At 36.6% G+C, this 17,192-nt stretch carries 13 protein-coding genes; 10 read left to right on the forward strand and 3 right to left on the reverse strand.

Features of this window, described 5'->3' with window-relative positions; genetic code table 11:
* The first annotated feature begins 161 nt into the window (after positions 1-161).
* The 5 genes from ACFX5U_RS03410 (at position 162) to ACFX5U_RS03430 (ending at position 9,795) form a co-directional block, all read left to right on the forward strand.
* Positions 162-1,052 (forward strand): alkaline phosphatase, encoded by an 891-nt coding sequence (locus ACFX5U_RS03410; RefSeq protein WP_280570376.1) that lies wholly within the window; start codon positions 162-164, stop codon positions 1,050-1,052.
* Positions 1,053-1,139: 87 nt separating this feature from the next.
* On the forward strand, positions 1,140-1,967 hold the full coding sequence (locus ACFX5U_RS03415) for a glycoside hydrolase family 16 protein (protein WP_400262502.1): 828 nt from the start codon (positions 1,140-1,142) through the stop codon (positions 1,965-1,967).
* A 347-nt stretch (positions 1,968-2,314) separates the two neighbouring features.
* Complete coding sequence (locus ACFX5U_RS03420) at positions 2,315-5,521, forward strand: SusC/RagA family TonB-linked outer membrane protein (RefSeq protein WP_400262503.1); 3,207 nt, start codon at positions 2,315-2,317, stop codon at positions 5,519-5,521.
* 10 nt (positions 5,522-5,531) lie between these two features.
* The gene (locus ACFX5U_RS03425; protein WP_400262504.1) at positions 5,532-7,316 is read left to right on the forward strand and encodes a RagB/SusD family nutrient uptake outer membrane protein; all 1,785 of its coding nucleotides are present in this window, start codon (positions 5,532-5,534) and stop codon (positions 7,314-7,316) included.
* A 106-nt stretch (positions 7,317-7,422) separates the two neighbouring features.
* Complete coding sequence (locus tag ACFX5U_RS03430; protein WP_400262505.1) at positions 7,423-9,795, forward strand: PQQ-binding-like beta-propeller repeat protein; 2,373 nt, start codon at positions 7,423-7,425, stop codon at positions 9,793-9,795.
* A 63-nt stretch (positions 9,796-9,858) separates the two neighbouring features.
* On the opposite strand, the gene ACFX5U_RS03435 is transcribed toward ACFX5U_RS03430, so the two are convergent.
* The gene (locus tag ACFX5U_RS03435) at positions 9,859-10,593 is read right to left on the reverse strand and encodes an HAD family hydrolase (RefSeq protein ID WP_400262506.1); all 735 of its coding nucleotides are present in this window, start codon (positions 10,591-10,593) and stop codon (positions 9,859-9,861) included.
* 289 nt (positions 10,594-10,882) lie between these two features.
* Between ACFX5U_RS03435 and ACFX5U_RS03440 the strand changes: the two genes are divergently transcribed.
* The 5 genes from ACFX5U_RS03440 to ACFX5U_RS03460 all read left to right on the forward strand — a co-directional run bounded on the left by ACFX5U_RS03440 (position 10,883) and on the right by ACFX5U_RS03460 (position 14,934).
* Entirely contained in the window at positions 10,883-11,464 is a 582-nt protein-coding gene (locus tag ACFX5U_RS03440) for a helix-turn-helix domain-containing protein (protein WP_038696296.1), read from the forward strand.
* Positions 11,465-11,650: 186 nt separating this feature from the next.
* A complete protein-coding gene (locus ACFX5U_RS03445; protein WP_400262507.1) occupies positions 11,651-11,989 on the forward strand; it encodes a DUF5690 family protein in 339 nt (112 codons plus the stop codon).
* Entirely contained in the window at positions 11,964-13,007 is a 1,044-nt protein-coding gene (locus tag ACFX5U_RS03450) for a DUF5690 family protein (protein WP_400262508.1), read from the forward strand. The genes ACFX5U_RS03445 and ACFX5U_RS03450 overlap by 26 nt, the downstream gene beginning before the upstream one ends.
* Before the next feature lie 13 nt (positions 13,008-13,020).
* Positions 13,021-14,178, forward strand: a complete 1,158-nt coding sequence (locus ACFX5U_RS03455) for a TIGR03364 family FAD-dependent oxidoreductase (protein ID WP_400262509.1) — start codon at positions 13,021-13,023, stop codon at positions 14,176-14,178.
* 282 nt (positions 14,179-14,460) lie between these two features.
* The gene (locus tag ACFX5U_RS03460) at positions 14,461-14,934 is read left to right on the forward strand and encodes a hypothetical protein (RefSeq protein ID WP_400262510.1); all 474 of its coding nucleotides are present in this window, start codon (positions 14,461-14,463) and stop codon (positions 14,932-14,934) included.
* Positions 14,935-15,050: 116 nt separating this feature from the next.
* Here the strand turns inward: ACFX5U_RS03460 and ACFX5U_RS03465 are convergent, their stop codons facing one another.
* A complete protein-coding gene (locus tag ACFX5U_RS03465; RefSeq protein ID WP_038696301.1) occupies positions 15,051-15,752 on the reverse strand; it encodes a bifunctional 2-polyprenyl-6-hydroxyphenol methylase/3-demethylubiquinol 3-O-methyltransferase UbiG in 702 nt (233 codons plus the stop codon).
* On the reverse strand, positions 15,745-16,917 hold the full coding sequence (gene pncB, locus ACFX5U_RS03470; RefSeq protein ID WP_280570343.1) for a nicotinate phosphoribosyltransferase: 1,173 nt from the start codon (positions 16,915-16,917) through the stop codon (positions 15,745-15,747). Before pncB ends, ACFX5U_RS03465 begins: the two co-directional genes overlap by 8 nt.
* Positions 16,918-17,192: the final 275 nt, after the last annotated feature.

Raw genomic sequence — 17,192 nt, forward strand, 5'->3', positions numbered from 1 at the left:
GTGGCGGAGTGATTTTTTTGAGACCGTTTAATTCAAATATTAAATCAATCAACGGCCAAAGGAAACAGAAAGGCCTTTAAAGAGTTGATATATTAATGCAATTATAATACGGAGTGTAAAGAGCTCATTGATATCGATTGAACTTAAAACCTAAATATATAATGATGAAAAAAAATCTATTTTTTTTATTTGCTTTATTTTTTACGCATACCATCAGTCAAGCCCAAACTGGGAAAATTAAACATGTCGTCATGGTCGGTTTTGATGGCCTAGGTGCTTATGCAATACCAAAGGCAGATATGCCAAATTTGAAGCAATTGATGCAAAATGGTAGTCATAGCCTACATGTGAGAACAGTACTGCCTTCTTCAAGTGCTGTAAATTGGGCTTCCATGCTGATGGGGGCAGGACCAACGATGCATGGGTATACCGAATGGGGAAGTCAAACACCTGAAATCCCTTCTATAGCTACAACCAAAAACGGACTATTTCCATCTATTTTTAATGCAGTTGCTACGAAGAACCCAAAAGCTACTTTTGCGGTTATTCACAGTTGGCCTGGTATTGGTTATTTGATAGATAAAAAGGTTGTACAACAAGTATACAATATGGAGGATAATGACGAAAAGGCGCTCCATAAAGCAATCGAGATTATTAAAAATGATAAACCAACCTTAACATTTGTACATTTTGATGAACCTGATGGTGTAGGACATAATATAGGTCATAACACACCTGAATATTATGCCGAACTGAAAAATGTAGATCATAAAATTGGGCAATTAGTACAGGCAGTTAAGGATGCGGGAATGGAAAAAGAAACCATATTTGTCGTAACTGCTGATCACGGTGGAGTCGATAAAGGTCATGGGGGTAAGTCGTTAGCGGAAGTCGAAATCCCTTTCGTCATGACTGGTCCTGGTGTTCCAAAAGGAAAGCAGATTGATCAACCGATGATGGTGTATGATATAGGACCAACATTGACTTGGTTACTAGGTGCGGCACAAGAAGACGTTTGGAGAGGGAAACCGATTAAAGCTTTTCAAAAATAGACCTATACTACAATCCCAATATGTAAATATCAAGTATTGGGATTGTTTCAACCCTAACCATACCTAACACAAAACGATTAATTATAAATGTTTAAATTTTACAGTTTTATTAGCGCAGGCATCATACTCCTTGCCAGTTGTAGTGTCAGTCAACGACCAAAACAACATCCTCATGTATTTATTCAAAATGATGGGAGAGCAACAAAGCAATGGAAGTTAGTGTGGGAAGATCAATTTAATGCAAATACGCTCGATACGTCTAAATGGAGTCGTATCCCTTCAGGTGGTGCGGATTGGAATAGACACATGAGCACCGATGATGCTTGTTTCGAAATGAAAGATGGGAAGCTCATCCTAAAAGGGATCAATAATACCGATTTAACGAAAGATACTCGTCCTTTTTTGACTGGAGGAATTTGGAGTAAAGGAAAATTTGCCTTTCAATATGGTCGTGTCGAAATAAGGGCTAAATTGGGAAGTGCCCAAGGGGCATGGCCTGCCATGTGGATGTTAGCCGAATTGGATAAGTACGGGAAATATCCTAAGAATGGAGAGATAGATATCATGGAACACCTTAATTATGATTCGATAATCTACCAAACGACCCATTCGTATTATACCTTAGACCTGGGGCAAAAAATGAACCCGCAACATCATGGTACAGCGAAAATTGATGCTGGACAGTACAACGTTTATGGTATCAGTTGGTATCCAGATCGAATCGTATTTCAGTTAAATGGAAAGGATACGTTTACGTATCCGAGAATAGCTGGTGTCGATCAGTCACAATGGCCTTACGATCAACCTTTCTTTCTACTTATCGATCAACAATTAGGAGGAAACTGGGTGGGTAAAGTTGATCAAAGCCAATTACCTGTAGAAATGGTAATCGATTGGGTCAAGGTGTATCAGTAGTATTATTAGGATTATTTTCAGAGTGCTTCAAACTTTTTAAGAGGAGAAATTGTGTGTTAAAAATAACAATTCCTTAATTTTAGTTTTAACATATACTAAACTATCTGTTGTAAATTTGTATCGTTGGAATGATTTGAGTCACTATGGTTTTACTATTTATAAACAACGAGATGATTCTTGACAGAAATTAATAATAGCAAAATGTTGATAAATAAAGATATAACTTATGCCTAATGAAGTTGCTTATGTAAATATTATAAGAATATAAAAAAGGAGATGCGGCAACATCTCCTCTAAATAGTCATCAAATTTCTAGATAATTTTAATAACCTAATTATTATTCAAATATGGAAAAGATTTCCTTCGTATCCAAATGGAAGGATAGATCGGTATTGCCTTTTTTTAAGCAGGCAAGTACCTCAAAAATGTTAGCCTTGTTGCTTCTATCAGCAAATGGAGTCGCGCATGCATTTGCTGAAACGACCACTACGTCAACAACCATTCAATCTCAAATCACTGTTAAGGGAACGATCTTGGAAAATGGGAAACCTTTAAAAGGTGTATCAATTGTGGTTAAAGGAAACGGTCAACTGGCAACGATGTCTAATGATGCTGGACAATTTACACTTAAAGTTCCCCAGGGAGCTTATATTCGGGTCAGTTCGGTCGGCTTCGAAACTCAGGAAGTAAAGGCTGAAGAGTCGATGCGCATTAATATGCAGAGTAGTAGTGAAATGCTTGAAGAATTGATTGTGGTTGGATATGGTAAGCAGAAAAAAGTGAACTTGACCGGTGCTGTTGATCAAATTAGTGCGAAGCAATTGGAGAATCGTCCGGTGACGAATCTTGGTGCGGCACTGCAAGGCCTTATTCCTAACTTAAATATTACGAATCCAAGTGGTAGTCCAACTGCAGGTGCAGAGTTCAATATTCGTGGTGCAACATCGATCAATGGTGGAGGACCATTGATTCTAGTGGATAATGTACCTTATTCTTCAGATGAGATTGCTCGTCTTAATCCCAACGATTTTGAAACGGTTACCGTATTGAAAGATGCGTCTTCGGCAGCAGTTTATGGTGCTCGTGCCGCATTCGGTGTGGTGTTGATCACTACAAAATCAGCTAAGACTGATCAGGTACAAGTTGATTTTGGTTACAATACAGCGATGAGAACAGTTGGGAAATTGCCAGAGATTGTGACAGATCCATTAACAGTGATGGAATATAAAAGATTGGCAGCAGCTCCGCTATATGATTTGTTTCCAGATGCTGTACGTGAATATGCTAAACAGATCCAAAATAACCCAGATCTTCCTCGCGTTATTACTGACCCTACCAATCCACTCAATTACATGTACTATGGTTCGACGGATTGGATGGGAGAAGCCTATAAGAAATATGCACCAAGTCAAACCTTTAACCTGAATATAGGTAAGAAATCAGAGAAATTATCATACTTGGTTTCTGGTGAATATTTACGACAGGATGGCATGTTGAAATATGGTAACGATAAAATGAATCGATATAACACACGTAGTAAAGTTGATCTTCAAGTAAACGATTGGTTGTCTTTTGGTAATAATTCGATGATTTCCATTCGTGATTTTGACTCTCCTGTATTTATGGATGGCGATTTCTTCTGGAATGTGAACCGTACGAGTTCACTTGATGTCGCTAAAAACCCGGACGGGAGTTGGACTCAGGCTGGAGCAGGTCTATTGGGACGTATGCAAGAAGGTGGACGAACGCGAAGAAAAATTAACGAATTTCAAACTACATTTAATGCTAAAGCTTCCATCATAAAAAATGTTTGGGATGTGAATGCTGATGTAACATTTAGAAGAACCTCGGGAAATACAAGTTCTTTTGATATTCCGATTCCTTACCGCACTGGCCCTGAGACGGAGGTTAAGTATGCTGGATCTACAACATCATATGCATCAAAAGGTAATGATAATAATAAATATGATGTCTTTAATCTATATACCAATTTTAATAAATCATTTGGTAAACATGATTTGTCCGCTTTATTGGGGTATAATCAAGAGTATCAAAAAAATGAATGGACTTCATTGAGAAGGAATGACCTAATATCGAATGATTTACCATCTCCTGAATTGGCTTCTGGAGCCATGACAACTAGACATACAATTAGTGATTGGGCTGTTCAGGGTATTTTTTACAGACTGGGATATAACTATGATAGTAAATACTTACTCGAATTGAATGGTCGATATGATGGTTCATCACGTTTCCCAACAGGTAATCGCTGGGGCTTCTTTCCTTCGGTAGCTGGGGCTTGGACGATATCAGAAGAGTCATTTTTTGAACCTTTGAAAGAAACAATTAACCAATTTAAATTGCGGGGTTCTTATGGGTCTTTAGGGAATCAGAATGTTAGTAACTATTCTTTTATACCGACTATGGATGTATCAAAAATAGGATGGGTTCTCGGCCCAGATAGACCTATAGGTTCCAATCCCCCAAACGCAATATCAAAATCTTTTACATGGGAAAAAGTGGCAAGTACAAATTTCGGGGTTGATGTGTCCATGCTCAATAACCGTTTGAACTTGACAGCAGATATGTACACCCGAACGACCAAAGATATGTTGGTACCGGGCAGAACATTGCCAGGTGTATTTGGTGTTAATTCTCCAAAAATGAATGCTGGAGACTTGAAAACGCAAGGATGGGATCTTCGTCTCGGATGGCGTGATCAGTTCAATTTAGGCGACTCTCCATTTTCTTATGATGTGGCTTTCGTGATTTCCAATTCTAAGGCAACCATTACTAAGTATGATAACCCGACTAATTTGTTATCTGACTATTATGTTGGACAACGACTGGGCACCATTTGGGGCTATACCTACGATGGGGTGTATGAAAATGAACAGCAATTAAAGGACTTAAGTATGGTGGACATTGGAAACTCCAATGTTGGCAATAACTCTTACATCGGTGATATAAAATTCAAAGATCAGAATGATGATCAGCGGATTAATAAGGGTAAAAATACCTTGGATGATCATGGTGATATGAATATTATTGGTAATAGTGATAAGCAATATCCGTATAGTTTGGACTTGAGTGGTAAATGGAAAGGCATTAGTTTACGCATGTTCTTACAGGGCGTGGGTAAAAGAGATTGGTACCCTGGAGGAAGTCATGTGTATTTCTGGGGTATCTACGCACAACCTTGGACGAATGTGACGAAACAAAATTTGGACCATTGGTCTCCAGAGAATCCAGACGGTTATTTCCCTGCTGTTCGTGCTTATGCTGCTGAAGAAAGTGGAAAATCATTAGCTGCTGCTAATAATCATTATATGCAAGATGCGAGTTACCTGCGTGTGAAAAATATCACAGTAGGTTATGAAATTCCTAAACAATGGTTAGAACGTACAGGGTTGGGTAGATTGTACTTTTATGCAAGTGGAGAAAATTTATTTGAAAAATCGAATTTGAAAGTGTCATTAGATCCTGAGGGACTTGATGGACAGATCTATCCTTTTCAACGGACTTATTCATTTGGAATGAATTTAAGCTTTTAATAATAAGGTAATGAAGAGATTTAATATTTTTTTAAGTGTGGGCATGCTGATGGTATTTTTAAGTTCTTGTAGTAAGGATTTTTTAGACCGTATGCCACAAACGAATATATCGGAGGATATGACTTTCCTCAACGTAAAAGATTTGGAAGTCTATACAAATAGCATGTATGGTATGATAGGGCCAAATTATTCGGATGGGTTTTCCGATAATATCGCAGGGCTTAGCGGTTCATCAACAACTGATAATATGGTCAGAAGTAATTTGACTGTAGCAAATGCTGGAGGATGGGATGATTGGAAAAGTTTACGCCGTATAAATTTTATGTTACAAAATGTACATAAGACAAAAGGGGATGCGGCATCAATCAATCATTTTATTGGTATTGCAAGGTTGTATAGAGCCAATTGGTATTACAAGATGGTCATGACCTATGGAGATGTGCCTTGGTATAGTGCGAAAATAGAGGAAAATGAAGAAGAGCTGTTGATGAAGACTCAAGATCCTAGAACATTGGTCGTAGATTCAGTGATGGCTGATCTGGAATTTGCGGCAGAGCATATTAAGCCAGATGGAACGAATACCAGAATAACAAAGTGGGCTGCACTGACACTACTATCCCGTATTGCTTTATATGAAGGTAGTTATCGTAAATATCATACTTACTTGAAGTTAGATCAGACGTCAAATGTCTTTTTTGAGAAGGCTGCAAAAGCGGCGAAACAGGTGATGGATCAAGGTGGGTTTGATATATACAATACAGGTAAGATAGGGGAAGATTATCGCGCTTTATTTTCAAGTACGGATTTATCAGCAAATAAAGAAGTTATCTTCTATAAGAAAAATAGTACTGGAGAAGGGGTAGCAAATAATAGTCATACCGTATTTGATTATCAATGGGCCTTGAGTAAAGATCTGATGGAAGAGTTTTTAATGAAGGATGGAACACGCTTTACCAACCAGTCCGGATATGATAAAAAAGTAATTACGGAGCTATTTAAAGATCGTGATCCAAGATTAGCAGAGACCATAATGGAACCTGGTTTTAAAACGAATCCCGAATTGCCAGTTCCTTATATCTTGAAACCTACTTTTGGAGGCTATTTACAAGTCAAATTTTACCCTCGTGATCCTAGTATCCGTTTGGGATGGGATTTAAACTATACTGATTTACCGATCATGCGTTATGCAGAAGTATTGTTGAATTACGCAGAAGCGAAAGCAGAATTGAACGATATCAGCCAAGCAGATCTTGACGCTACTATTGGCAAATTACGTAAACGTGTTGGCATGCCAAATTTAGTCGGAGGGAGTGTTACTGTTGACCCCATCTTAGCTGCTCGATATCCTAATGTCTCAAGTAATAAGGCCGTGATTTTAGAAATTCGTCGGGAGCGTAGAGTGGAGCTTGCAGCTGAAGGATTTCGCGCAAATGATTTAAATCGTTGGTATGTTGGTCAACTTTTTGCAGAAAATCCGAAAGGTATGTATGTCAAGGGACTCGGTGCTTTTGATGTTACAGGTGATGGTAAGGTCGATATTGCTATCCTAAATAGTAAAGATGATGTTACACCGATTGCAAATTTGCCAGAAGATGAGAAAAAAGACTTGGTGATATATTACCTTAGTGAAAATGTAATCTATCTTTCAGAGGGAACAAAAGGTCATATTCTATTTGCGCGAGACAGGGATCAGAAACGTGAATGGAAGGGTGATTACTATTATTATAGACCAATACCAATTCAACAAACAACATTGAATCCAAATTTAAAACAACCATTTGATTGGGCTAAGTAAGATAAAAAATAAACGTTGTAACCCATAACGACTTGTTAGTAATAATAGGTGGTTATGGGTTCATTTATAAACGAAGAATACTTATATAAGTATGATAAACACTAGAATGAAAAGTAAATATATGCTATTAACCTCCCTATTGGCATTAGGAATAGGAGGGGTAAATGCCCAGTATCGTGGTCAGGTCTTTATTGATTCTAATGGAAATGGAAAGCAGGATATAGGTGAAAATACAATCGAAAATGTAGTGGTTTCAGACGGTTATCAAGTGGTAAAAACAAATGCTGCTGGTCACTTTGAATTGCCTGACAATCCCAAAGCTCGCTTTGTATTTGCAACAATACCTACTGGTTTTAAATCTTCTAAAACTCACTTTTTGAAGATTGATGCGCAACAAAAGGATTATTCAATAGGACTTGTTAAGGATCCATCTCAAAATCCCGATGAGTTGAATTTTATTCAAATTACAGATACCGAAACGGCATTGTATGGTTCTTGGGTTGAGAACGTGCGTAAATATGCAGCAAATCAACAGAGTTCATTGGTTATGCATACTGGCGATATTTGTTACGAACCAGGTATGCGTTTCCATGCGCAACAGGTGAATAGTCAATTAATGGGAGTCCCTGTCTATTATGCCGTTGGTAATCATGATCTGGTCAAGGGAGAATATGGAGAAAAATTATTTGAGGACTTATTTGGCCCTACCTATTATTCCTTTGATGCTGGCCCAGCTCATTTTGTGGTGACACCTATGTGGGGTGGTGACTACCAACCTAGCTATACGAAAGATCAGGTGATTGCGTGGCTGAAAAAGGATCTTGAATTGAAAGATGAAAATAAACCTGTTGTTTTTATTAACCATGATTTTGCAATAGGACCTGACTTTGTGTTGAAGGGTAAAACCGAGGAAATAGACCTGAAAAAATATAATTTGAAGGCATGGTTATTTGGTCACTGGCATAATAATTATTCCTTTGTCAATAAGGAAAATGGTGTACGTGTCATTTCAACAAACGCACCTAATAAAGGAGGCATAGATCATGCTGTTGGTCAATTTCTACAAATCAAATTGACTAAAGATGGTGTGACTGATGTTGTTCCAAAATATAGCAATCTAAATGACCATATTCAACTTATAGATCCTGCGTTGCAAGGAAGCTCAAAGGATAAAATTCATTTTCATGTACAAGTATACGATAGTAATCGTGAAGTAAAGTCTGTACATATACGTGTGCTTGATGATAAGGGACAACAATTGTTACTAGAACCTTTAAAAGCTCTTTCGGATTGGTCATGGGAGTCTCAGCCCATTCTGAAGTTGACGAATAAATCTTTTACGGCTTTCATTGAAGTCGAATATAATGATGGCACACAGTCCATTAAGAAGCAAAATTTTGAAGGGAATGATAAAAAGCATGACCTTCAACTTAAATGGACCGGTAATCTAGCAGGGAATAGTTGGAAGGTAAGTCCTTTAGTCGTAGAGGGATTAGTTCTTGGGGCTACCTTTGACGATGGTGGAAATGGGAAATCTCATATAACAGCTTTGGATGAAAAATCAGGAAAAACTTTATGGACATTTACGACAGCTAATTCAATCAAACAGAAGTTGCGTTATGAAAATGGGATAGTAGCAGCTACTGATGTTGCTGGAAATGCCTATGCTTTGGAGGCTAAAACTGGAAAATTAATTTGGAAGAAGGAATTAAGTCAAGGAAGTCTGCCAAGTTTTGTGACAGCAGGTGTTATTTATGATGGAGCATATTATACAGGTTACGGTTCTTATTTAACGGCATTGGACTTAAAAACAGGCCAAGAATTGTGGCGTAATAAAGACTGGAATGGTGGGGAGGCGATGCCTGGAGAGATAACGGTAACTGAGGATATGTTATTTACTGGTGCCAATTGGAATAGTCTATTTGCACATGATCGCAAATCGGGTAAATTACTTTGGAAGAAGAATGAAGATGGTCTCCGCTTTAGAAGTGGTGGCGCTGCGGTTATTGGTCAAGAAGTGTATGTAACGGGATTAAATACCGTATTTGTTTTGGATAAATTGACTGGTAATGTATTACGTAAAAAAAGTTTCGATTATGATTTTAAAGTTATGGCTACCCCAGTGATTCGGGATAATCAATTGATACTGTCTACTTCTGGTCATGGTGTTATCGCTTTAAATAAAAATACGCTGGATGAGAATTGGAACTTTATGACAAAAGAAGCACTGATCTATACTTCTTCCTACAGTTCTCCTGATCAAAATAAGCTAGTTGCAACCGTCGAAGCAGCTGTACAGTGTATCGGTGATGACTTTATTTTTGCAGCGTCTGATGGATACCTATATCGCTTGGATAAAAATGGTAATCTAAAAGAAGAAATAAATATAGGTGTACCGATATTAGCAGAGGTGACGGTTAAGGATAACTTAATCTATGTTACTGATTTTGCGGGGAATGTATACTGTTTTAAACAATAATCCTATTAACAAAAGAGGTGAATCCAATGATTCACCTCTTTTGTTGTTTATAGACTTATACTTTTAGCGATTTAATTCTTGAATTAGGCCAATTAAATCCGTTGGTTGGTGAATTAATCGGTCATGAGCAAATGGAGTTAACTCCGATTCGTTATGCGTACCGTAAAGCGAACCAACTGAGTACAATACTTGGGCACTAGCAGCCGATTGTAAATCGGATGGTGTATCACCCAGATTAATGACTTGCTTTGGATCGGCTACTTGGCATTTCTTCATAGCCAATTGGATCATTTCAGGAGTTGGGCGACCATTTATAACATCGCTACTGGAAATCGAGCAGTTGATGATATTCTGACCTGTATTGTCCAGACTTAAGTACTGACTGTCTAATCCTTTATCCCAACCCAATTTTGCTAAGATGATATCGGTTACTTTTCTATAAAAGCCAGTGGTCAGTGCTATCTTTATATTTTGGCTTTTGCAAAATTCAAACACTTCCAATACGCCATCATATGGTTTAGCACCCACTGTCTCATAATGTGATTCTAAGGTATTGCAAAAATAATCGTATGATTCTTTTACTTTAGCATGGAAGGAAGGATGATTTTCACCTATAGCTTCTTTCCAAATCGTCTCGAATACCAAAATTTTTGACCAACCCATCATACTATTGATTTTAGATGGTGTAATGTCCAATTGAGTAGCAGTGATGGCGTCAAAGAAACATTTTTCTACCTCTCTATGATCTTGAACAGTTGTTCCTGCCATATCAAATACAGCTAATTTTAGTTTACTCATGCTTAATTTGTTTTTTGTTTTAATATGATTAAAAATATACGTTTAATTGCTTGATTTTTTATGCAAAAGATGTTTATTTCTTATTGATGCGGAACTTAAGTAAGAAATAAAAAAGCAACACATTTGTTTTGCAATACTAAATAATGTTTATATATACTATATTGATTTAATATTAAATTTATGTTATGAATTGCGCGATTAGGGATCATCAGTATTGGATTCACCTTATGTTAAGTAATAGAAACTTAATGTATGTGAAAACAAATAATTGATTACATTTGATTTGATTATGGAAGATAATACGATATTTAAAATTAGTAGTAAAATAAGGGAAATCCGTAAAGTTAAAGGGATTACCATTCATGAATTGGCGAATAAAGCTGGTGTCAGTAAGGGATTAATATCACAGATAGAAAATAACCGAACGATTCCTTCTCTGTTCGTTTTGATCAATATCATCAATGCTCTTGATGTGGATTTGAATGTGTTTTTTAAGGACTTTAACTCAGATAATGCATTAGGTCCTATAATTGTCAGAAAGAAGGATAGTTATGAAGCGTTTGAAAAAGAGCAAGCAATTGGTTTCCATTACAAGCGTATATTTTCTTCCTCTATTGATAGTTCAACTTTAGATATTGTATTGTTAGAGCTGTTGCCTGACGCCAAACGTCCAATGGTCAAAACCGAGGCTTTTGAATATAAATATATCCTGAGTGGTCAGGTTGAATATGTTTTCAAAGATCAGGTAATTGTGTTAGATGAAGGTGACTCTATTTTCTTCAATGGCCGATTGTCCCATACACCAAGAAATATTGGTCCTGATAAAGCGATTATGTTGATAATTTACTTTTTCGATCAAAATCGAAAATAACCTATGACAAATTAAAAATAAAAAAGACTTTCCTTAATAGGTAAGTCTTTTTTATTTTTAAGATATGAGCGAGTTAGAAAAGCCGATTTATTGTTTACAAATACTTAACAAAAGTTTAGTATTGTGTTAATTTTTGAAGTTTACTTTTGGATGTAGAGAAAGTATCACAGATATAAGCACTAAATAATGGAGATAACACAAAGATTTAAAAAGCGTATTAGTCAAATGGATGAAAAGTCTGTTGCCATTCTTTTGGCAGTCACAGCATTTCTATGTTATACTTGTATGTATTCTTTTCGAAAATCGTTTACTGCTGCTTCTTTTGATGATGCTACGGTCTGGGGTATTAATTACAAGGTATGCTTGGTGATTGCTCAGATGATAGGTTATATGTGCTCTAAATTTTACGGTATCAAATTTATTGCAGAAAGTAAACAAAAGAACCGTGGGCGCTATCTGATTGTTTTGATCTGCATTTCTTGGCTTAGTCTATTGGCATTTGCTTGGTTTCCCTCGTCCTTATAATGTTGCCTTTCTTTTGTTGAACGGTTTCCCTTTAGGCATGGTATGGGGATTAGTCTTCAGTTACCTGGAAGGTAGGAAATATACCGAAATAATGGGTGCGGTGATGGCTGTTAGTTTAATCTTTGCCTCTGGTCTCATCAAGACGGTAGGACGTTGGCTGATGCACACTTTTCCGATTAATGAATATTGGATGCCGTTCTGTACTGGTTTTTTGTTTCTTTTACCTTTTATAGCTTGTGTCTGGCTTTTAGAGCAGGCACCCCATCCTACAGAGCAAGATAAGGCGTTAAGGACAGAACGTGTAGCTATGGATAAGACAAGCAGGAAGGAGTTTTTTAAAATGTTTAAACCAGGTATTATATTAACGGTGGTTATCTATACTATGTTGACCATAATACGTGATGTGCGTGATAATTTTGAAATCGAAATATGGGAAATGCTTCATTTAAAAGGTAACGGTGTTTTTGCAAAAGTTGACGGTATGATTGCGTTGATTGTCTTAATATTAATAGCGCTACTTATCTTGGTCAAGGATAATCTGAAGGCTTTCAAATTAATTCATATGCTCATCATAAGCGGATTTTTTATAGCGGGGGTTTCAACGTATCTGTTCAGTATCCAAATGATCAGTGGATTAAGCTGGATGTTGATGGTAGGTCTTGGGTTGTATTTAGCCTATATCCCCTATAATGCCATATTCTTCGAAAGAATGATTGCTACATACAAAATGAAAAGTAATATTGGTTTTGTAATGTATTTGGCCGATGCTATTGGCTATTTAGGTAGTTTCTTTGTCTTACTCAATAAAGAGTTATTACCCAATTCAGTGACTTGGGGAAGTTATTTTATACAATTAGTTTTTTTTACATCAATAATTGGAGGGGGATTATCCTTATTATCATTATACTATTTTGTTCGTAAAAAGGATGCTGTCGATAAAAAAGAAGCTGTCGACAAAATGGAACAAGAAACAGTGAAATCTTGGTGTGTAAAAAATAGTGACGTTCAAATAAGTTAACATAAAACATAAAATGGATATAAATAAATATGATTTAATCGTTGTGGGAGGTGGGATTTTGGGGACTTTTCACGCTTATCATGCTTTATTAAAAGGATTAAAAGTATTAGAATTGGAGAAGGATAATTTTCCTATAAGTTCAACAGTTCGTAATTTTGGACAGGTCGTACCTTCTGGAATGTCCGGTAAATGGTTTGATTACGGGGTTAGAGGATTAGAAATATATAAGGCTATCCAAAAGGAAATGGATATTTCTGTACGCAATAATGGAAGCATCTACATTGCATCCGATTGTGACGAAGTTCAGATTGCACACGAATTGAGTACACATTATAAGCAAGTTGGCTATGAGCATGAGCTTTGGTCAAAAGAGCAAATATTGGCAGCCTATCCAATGATGCATGCAGATTATGTGAAGGAAGCGATTGTATTTAAGCAGGAGCTGAGTGTGGAGCCTGAGATGATGATCCATCGTTTACATCAGTATATGCAAAGTAAATTTGAAAAATATACGTTGAGGTTTAATAAGACGGTGATGGCTTGTGAAGATTATGCTGATTCGGTGAAAATAACAACAAGTGATTTGGAAACCTTTCAGGCGGATAAAGTCGTTATCTGTAATGGATATGAGTTTAAGGTGCTCTATCGTTCATTATTTGAAGATAGTGGTTTGAAGATTAGTAAATTACAAATGATGCGTACTAAACCGATGAAAACCATGCATCTGCCGGGTAATATCCTGACAGGACTTACCCTTCGTCGTTATGAAAGTTTTGAAGAGTATTGTCCTTCATTTCACAAGATAGCAGTGCCTGAGCATTATAAAGAATTGCGTGAAAATGGTATCCATATCTTATTTAAGCAAGCTGTTGATGGAAGCATCATTATAGGCGATTCGCATGAATATGCTAAAGGCAGTCAATTGGAAGAATTGGGGTTTTCTATCAATAGCCATATTAATGAATTGATGTTAATGGAAGCAAATCGTATCCTTCCTATGAATCATACTATGATCGCTAGCACATGGGCAGGTTTTTACGCACAGCATAAAAATGAAATTCTGGAAGTCGATGTTAGCGATCGTATTCATGTACGTACTGGGATCGGCGGTAAGGGGATGACTGCGAGTGCTGGCTATGCTGAGCAAAGTATTAAGCAGCTATTTGGATAAAAGATTTAAATAACAAACGCTGGGAATACCTAACAAAAATTTTGGTAGGTATTCCTGGTTATAGACGAATTGGTTCTTGACCCTTCATTTTTCCAACAGTGTTATCACAGTTGTTAAAGTCTTCATGATTGAATTTTAGGATGTATGTTTTGTGGTGTAAAAAGTATGGATTTAGGATTTTAGAATAAATTGATAGGTCGAATTTGGTGGGGCAAATAATTTATTGCAATTTTAACAGAGGTCAATGCTATTCGCTGACCCCCTGTTATTTAAAACCATTTTATGAAAAACCTAAAAGATCATAGCCTTATTATTATTTTATTCGGAATGATGTTTTTATCTTGCTCAACTCATGATAAAGAAACACATGAGCAGAAGCAAAAGATTGTTGGCACCTATCGTTTGGTAGATAGTAAAACAATTAGGGGTAAAGATACAATTGTTGCATTTACGGATACTTTAAGAACAGAAATGATTAAAATCTTTAATGAAAGTCATTTCTCGTTCTTTAACCACGACAAAGAAAAAGGGAAGGGAAAAGATCCATTATTTGTCTCTGGTGGTGGTACCTATTCGCTTAATGGAGTTAATTACCAAGAGCGTTTACAATATTGTAGTATGCGGGATTGGGAAAACAATATATTTGATTTCGAGTTGATTCAAAAAGGCGATACATTAATTCAAAAGGGAGAAGAAAATCTTCCAGAATTGGGAATCAAACAAGTGATCATTGAAACCTATGTTAAATTAAAATAGTTCCCGAATATGGGGACGCTTGTTTTTTTATTTAAACATAGCGCATTAAAAAACACCTTTCTGCATGAAGTACTGAAAGGTGTTTTTTTTATTGTATCGCTTTAAGCGATAACTAATTATTTTCTTTTTTCCATACGTACAAGGTATTGGTCATGTTCATCTTCGAATAAGACCTGAACCACCCAACCTAATTCATGGGATATTTTAATAAGCATTTTTTGATCAAGATAGAGCCATTTAAATTTTTCACCAAAATTCCCCTGGTATTGGTATTGGAAGTTGATCTCCCCAAAATAATGGTCAGGTCGCTTGATTTTATACTCTTCATATAAGTAATCAATATTTGACGTGTCAAATAAAAGTTGCCCCCTATCAGTCAGTAAAGTTTCGGCATGGATCAATAATTTCTTAAAACCTTCAATATCTCCTGCTAGACCAATACCATTCATTAAAAATAAAAGGGTGTCATATTTTTGGTTTTCAAATTGATAAAAGTCCGCATGATGTATTTTTTGAACACCTCTTTGTTGCATGATTTGGCAGGCGATATTGGAAATTTCTAATGCCTCTACATCAAAATTCTTATCCTGTAAATATAGACTATGACATCCAGCACCCGCACCAACATCCAGTACACGACCATCACACAATGAAAGAGCTATGAATTCTAGCTCTGGTATCTCTTCGTCGTCACGGAAAAAAATATCTACAGGCATCTCTTCAATATCACCATAACTGCTGTGTAAAAGCAGTGGGGCTATCTCTTTTTGATGAATGTAATAATCGTTTAAGGCTTCGCCGTATATATCTCTATTCATGAATCATTAAAATTTGTTTTGCCAATTGAATGGTTGCTGGATCACCTGTATTTTTCTTTGGTTCATCAGAGAGCTTGATTACTTGTGTCCATTCATCATCTTCTGGTTGGGTTTCTGTCATTTTGAGGACAATATTCATTTGTGGCAAACCTACATCATTGGTGAAATTAGTACCGACTCCAAAGGAATAGCCAATTCTACCTTTACAATATTGTGTAATATGAGCGACTTTATCATAATCTAGACCATCTGAAAAAATAATGGTTTTTGATAAAGGGTCGATTCCCTTACTTACATAGTGCATGATAATTTTTTCCGCGAACTCTAACGGGTCTCCACTGTCATGTCTGACGCCGTCAAATAATTTGGTTAACTTTTTGTCGAATTGTTTGAAAAAAACTTCTGTGGTATAGGTGTCAGATAATGCGATTCCTAAATCGCCACGATAGACATCGGACCAGTGCTCCAATCCCAGTAGGTTTGCCATTTTGTAACCATATTTGGCCGCATGAAACATAAACCATTCATGTGCATGCGTTCCAATTGGTTTCGTTTGGAATTGCATAGCAAGTAATACATTGCTGGTTCCAATGAAGGTACCTGCTCCATATTGTTTTAAAGTTTCAACCACAAGCTGGTGAACATGAAAAGAATGGCGTCTTCGCGTTCCAAAATCTGCAATTGTAATATCTAGTTTTTTATATTTTTCAATTTTATTTTTCGCATCTTCAATGACCTGATTATCAGGGAGGCGTTTTTGCGCTGTAATTTCGTAATATAGTTCACATATTAAAGCCATGATCGGCACTTCCCATAAGATGGTACGGTACCAGTAACCTTCAATTTTAACTTCTAGATCATCGCCAGTTTGGTTGATCGTAATCTCATCCGGGTCATAGCGATAACCTTGTAGAAAATCAAAATAAGTGGGGTCGATATAGGGACAGTTTTGAGCGAAAAATGTTTTCTCAGCCTTTGTCAACTTTAAACTCGCCATGTCATCGATGGCGGCTCTTAATTTTAAATCAAACCCTGCAGGAAATTTATGCTGACCACGATTGATAAATTGATAGCGAGCCTTTGCTTTGGGAAAGAGCTTGACAACAGCATATTGCATTGTAAACTTGTAAAAGTCGTTATCTAGTATGGATGTTAATTGAGCCATTCGCCTCGTATATAATATGAATAAGGATGTAAATTTACTAATTAACATCAATTTAAGGTAATTGTTCGAGAAAACCAATAGATCAATGACTGATTTTTTTTACAAAAAAAGAGGTTTGATATTATTTATCAAACCTCTTTTTTATTTTTTGATTATCGAGTTCGTGATCCACTACTACGATTATTCTCGGATTGAGATGTATTCCTTTCTACTGTACTGGAGGAACTTCTGCTTGAAGAAGAACCGCGGTCCGTTGTCGAAGATTGTACCCTTGC

This window comes from Sphingobacterium sp. SG20118, assembly GCF_044740685.1.
Lineage (GTDB): Bacteria > Bacteroidota > Bacteroidia > Sphingobacteriales > Sphingobacteriaceae > Sphingobacterium.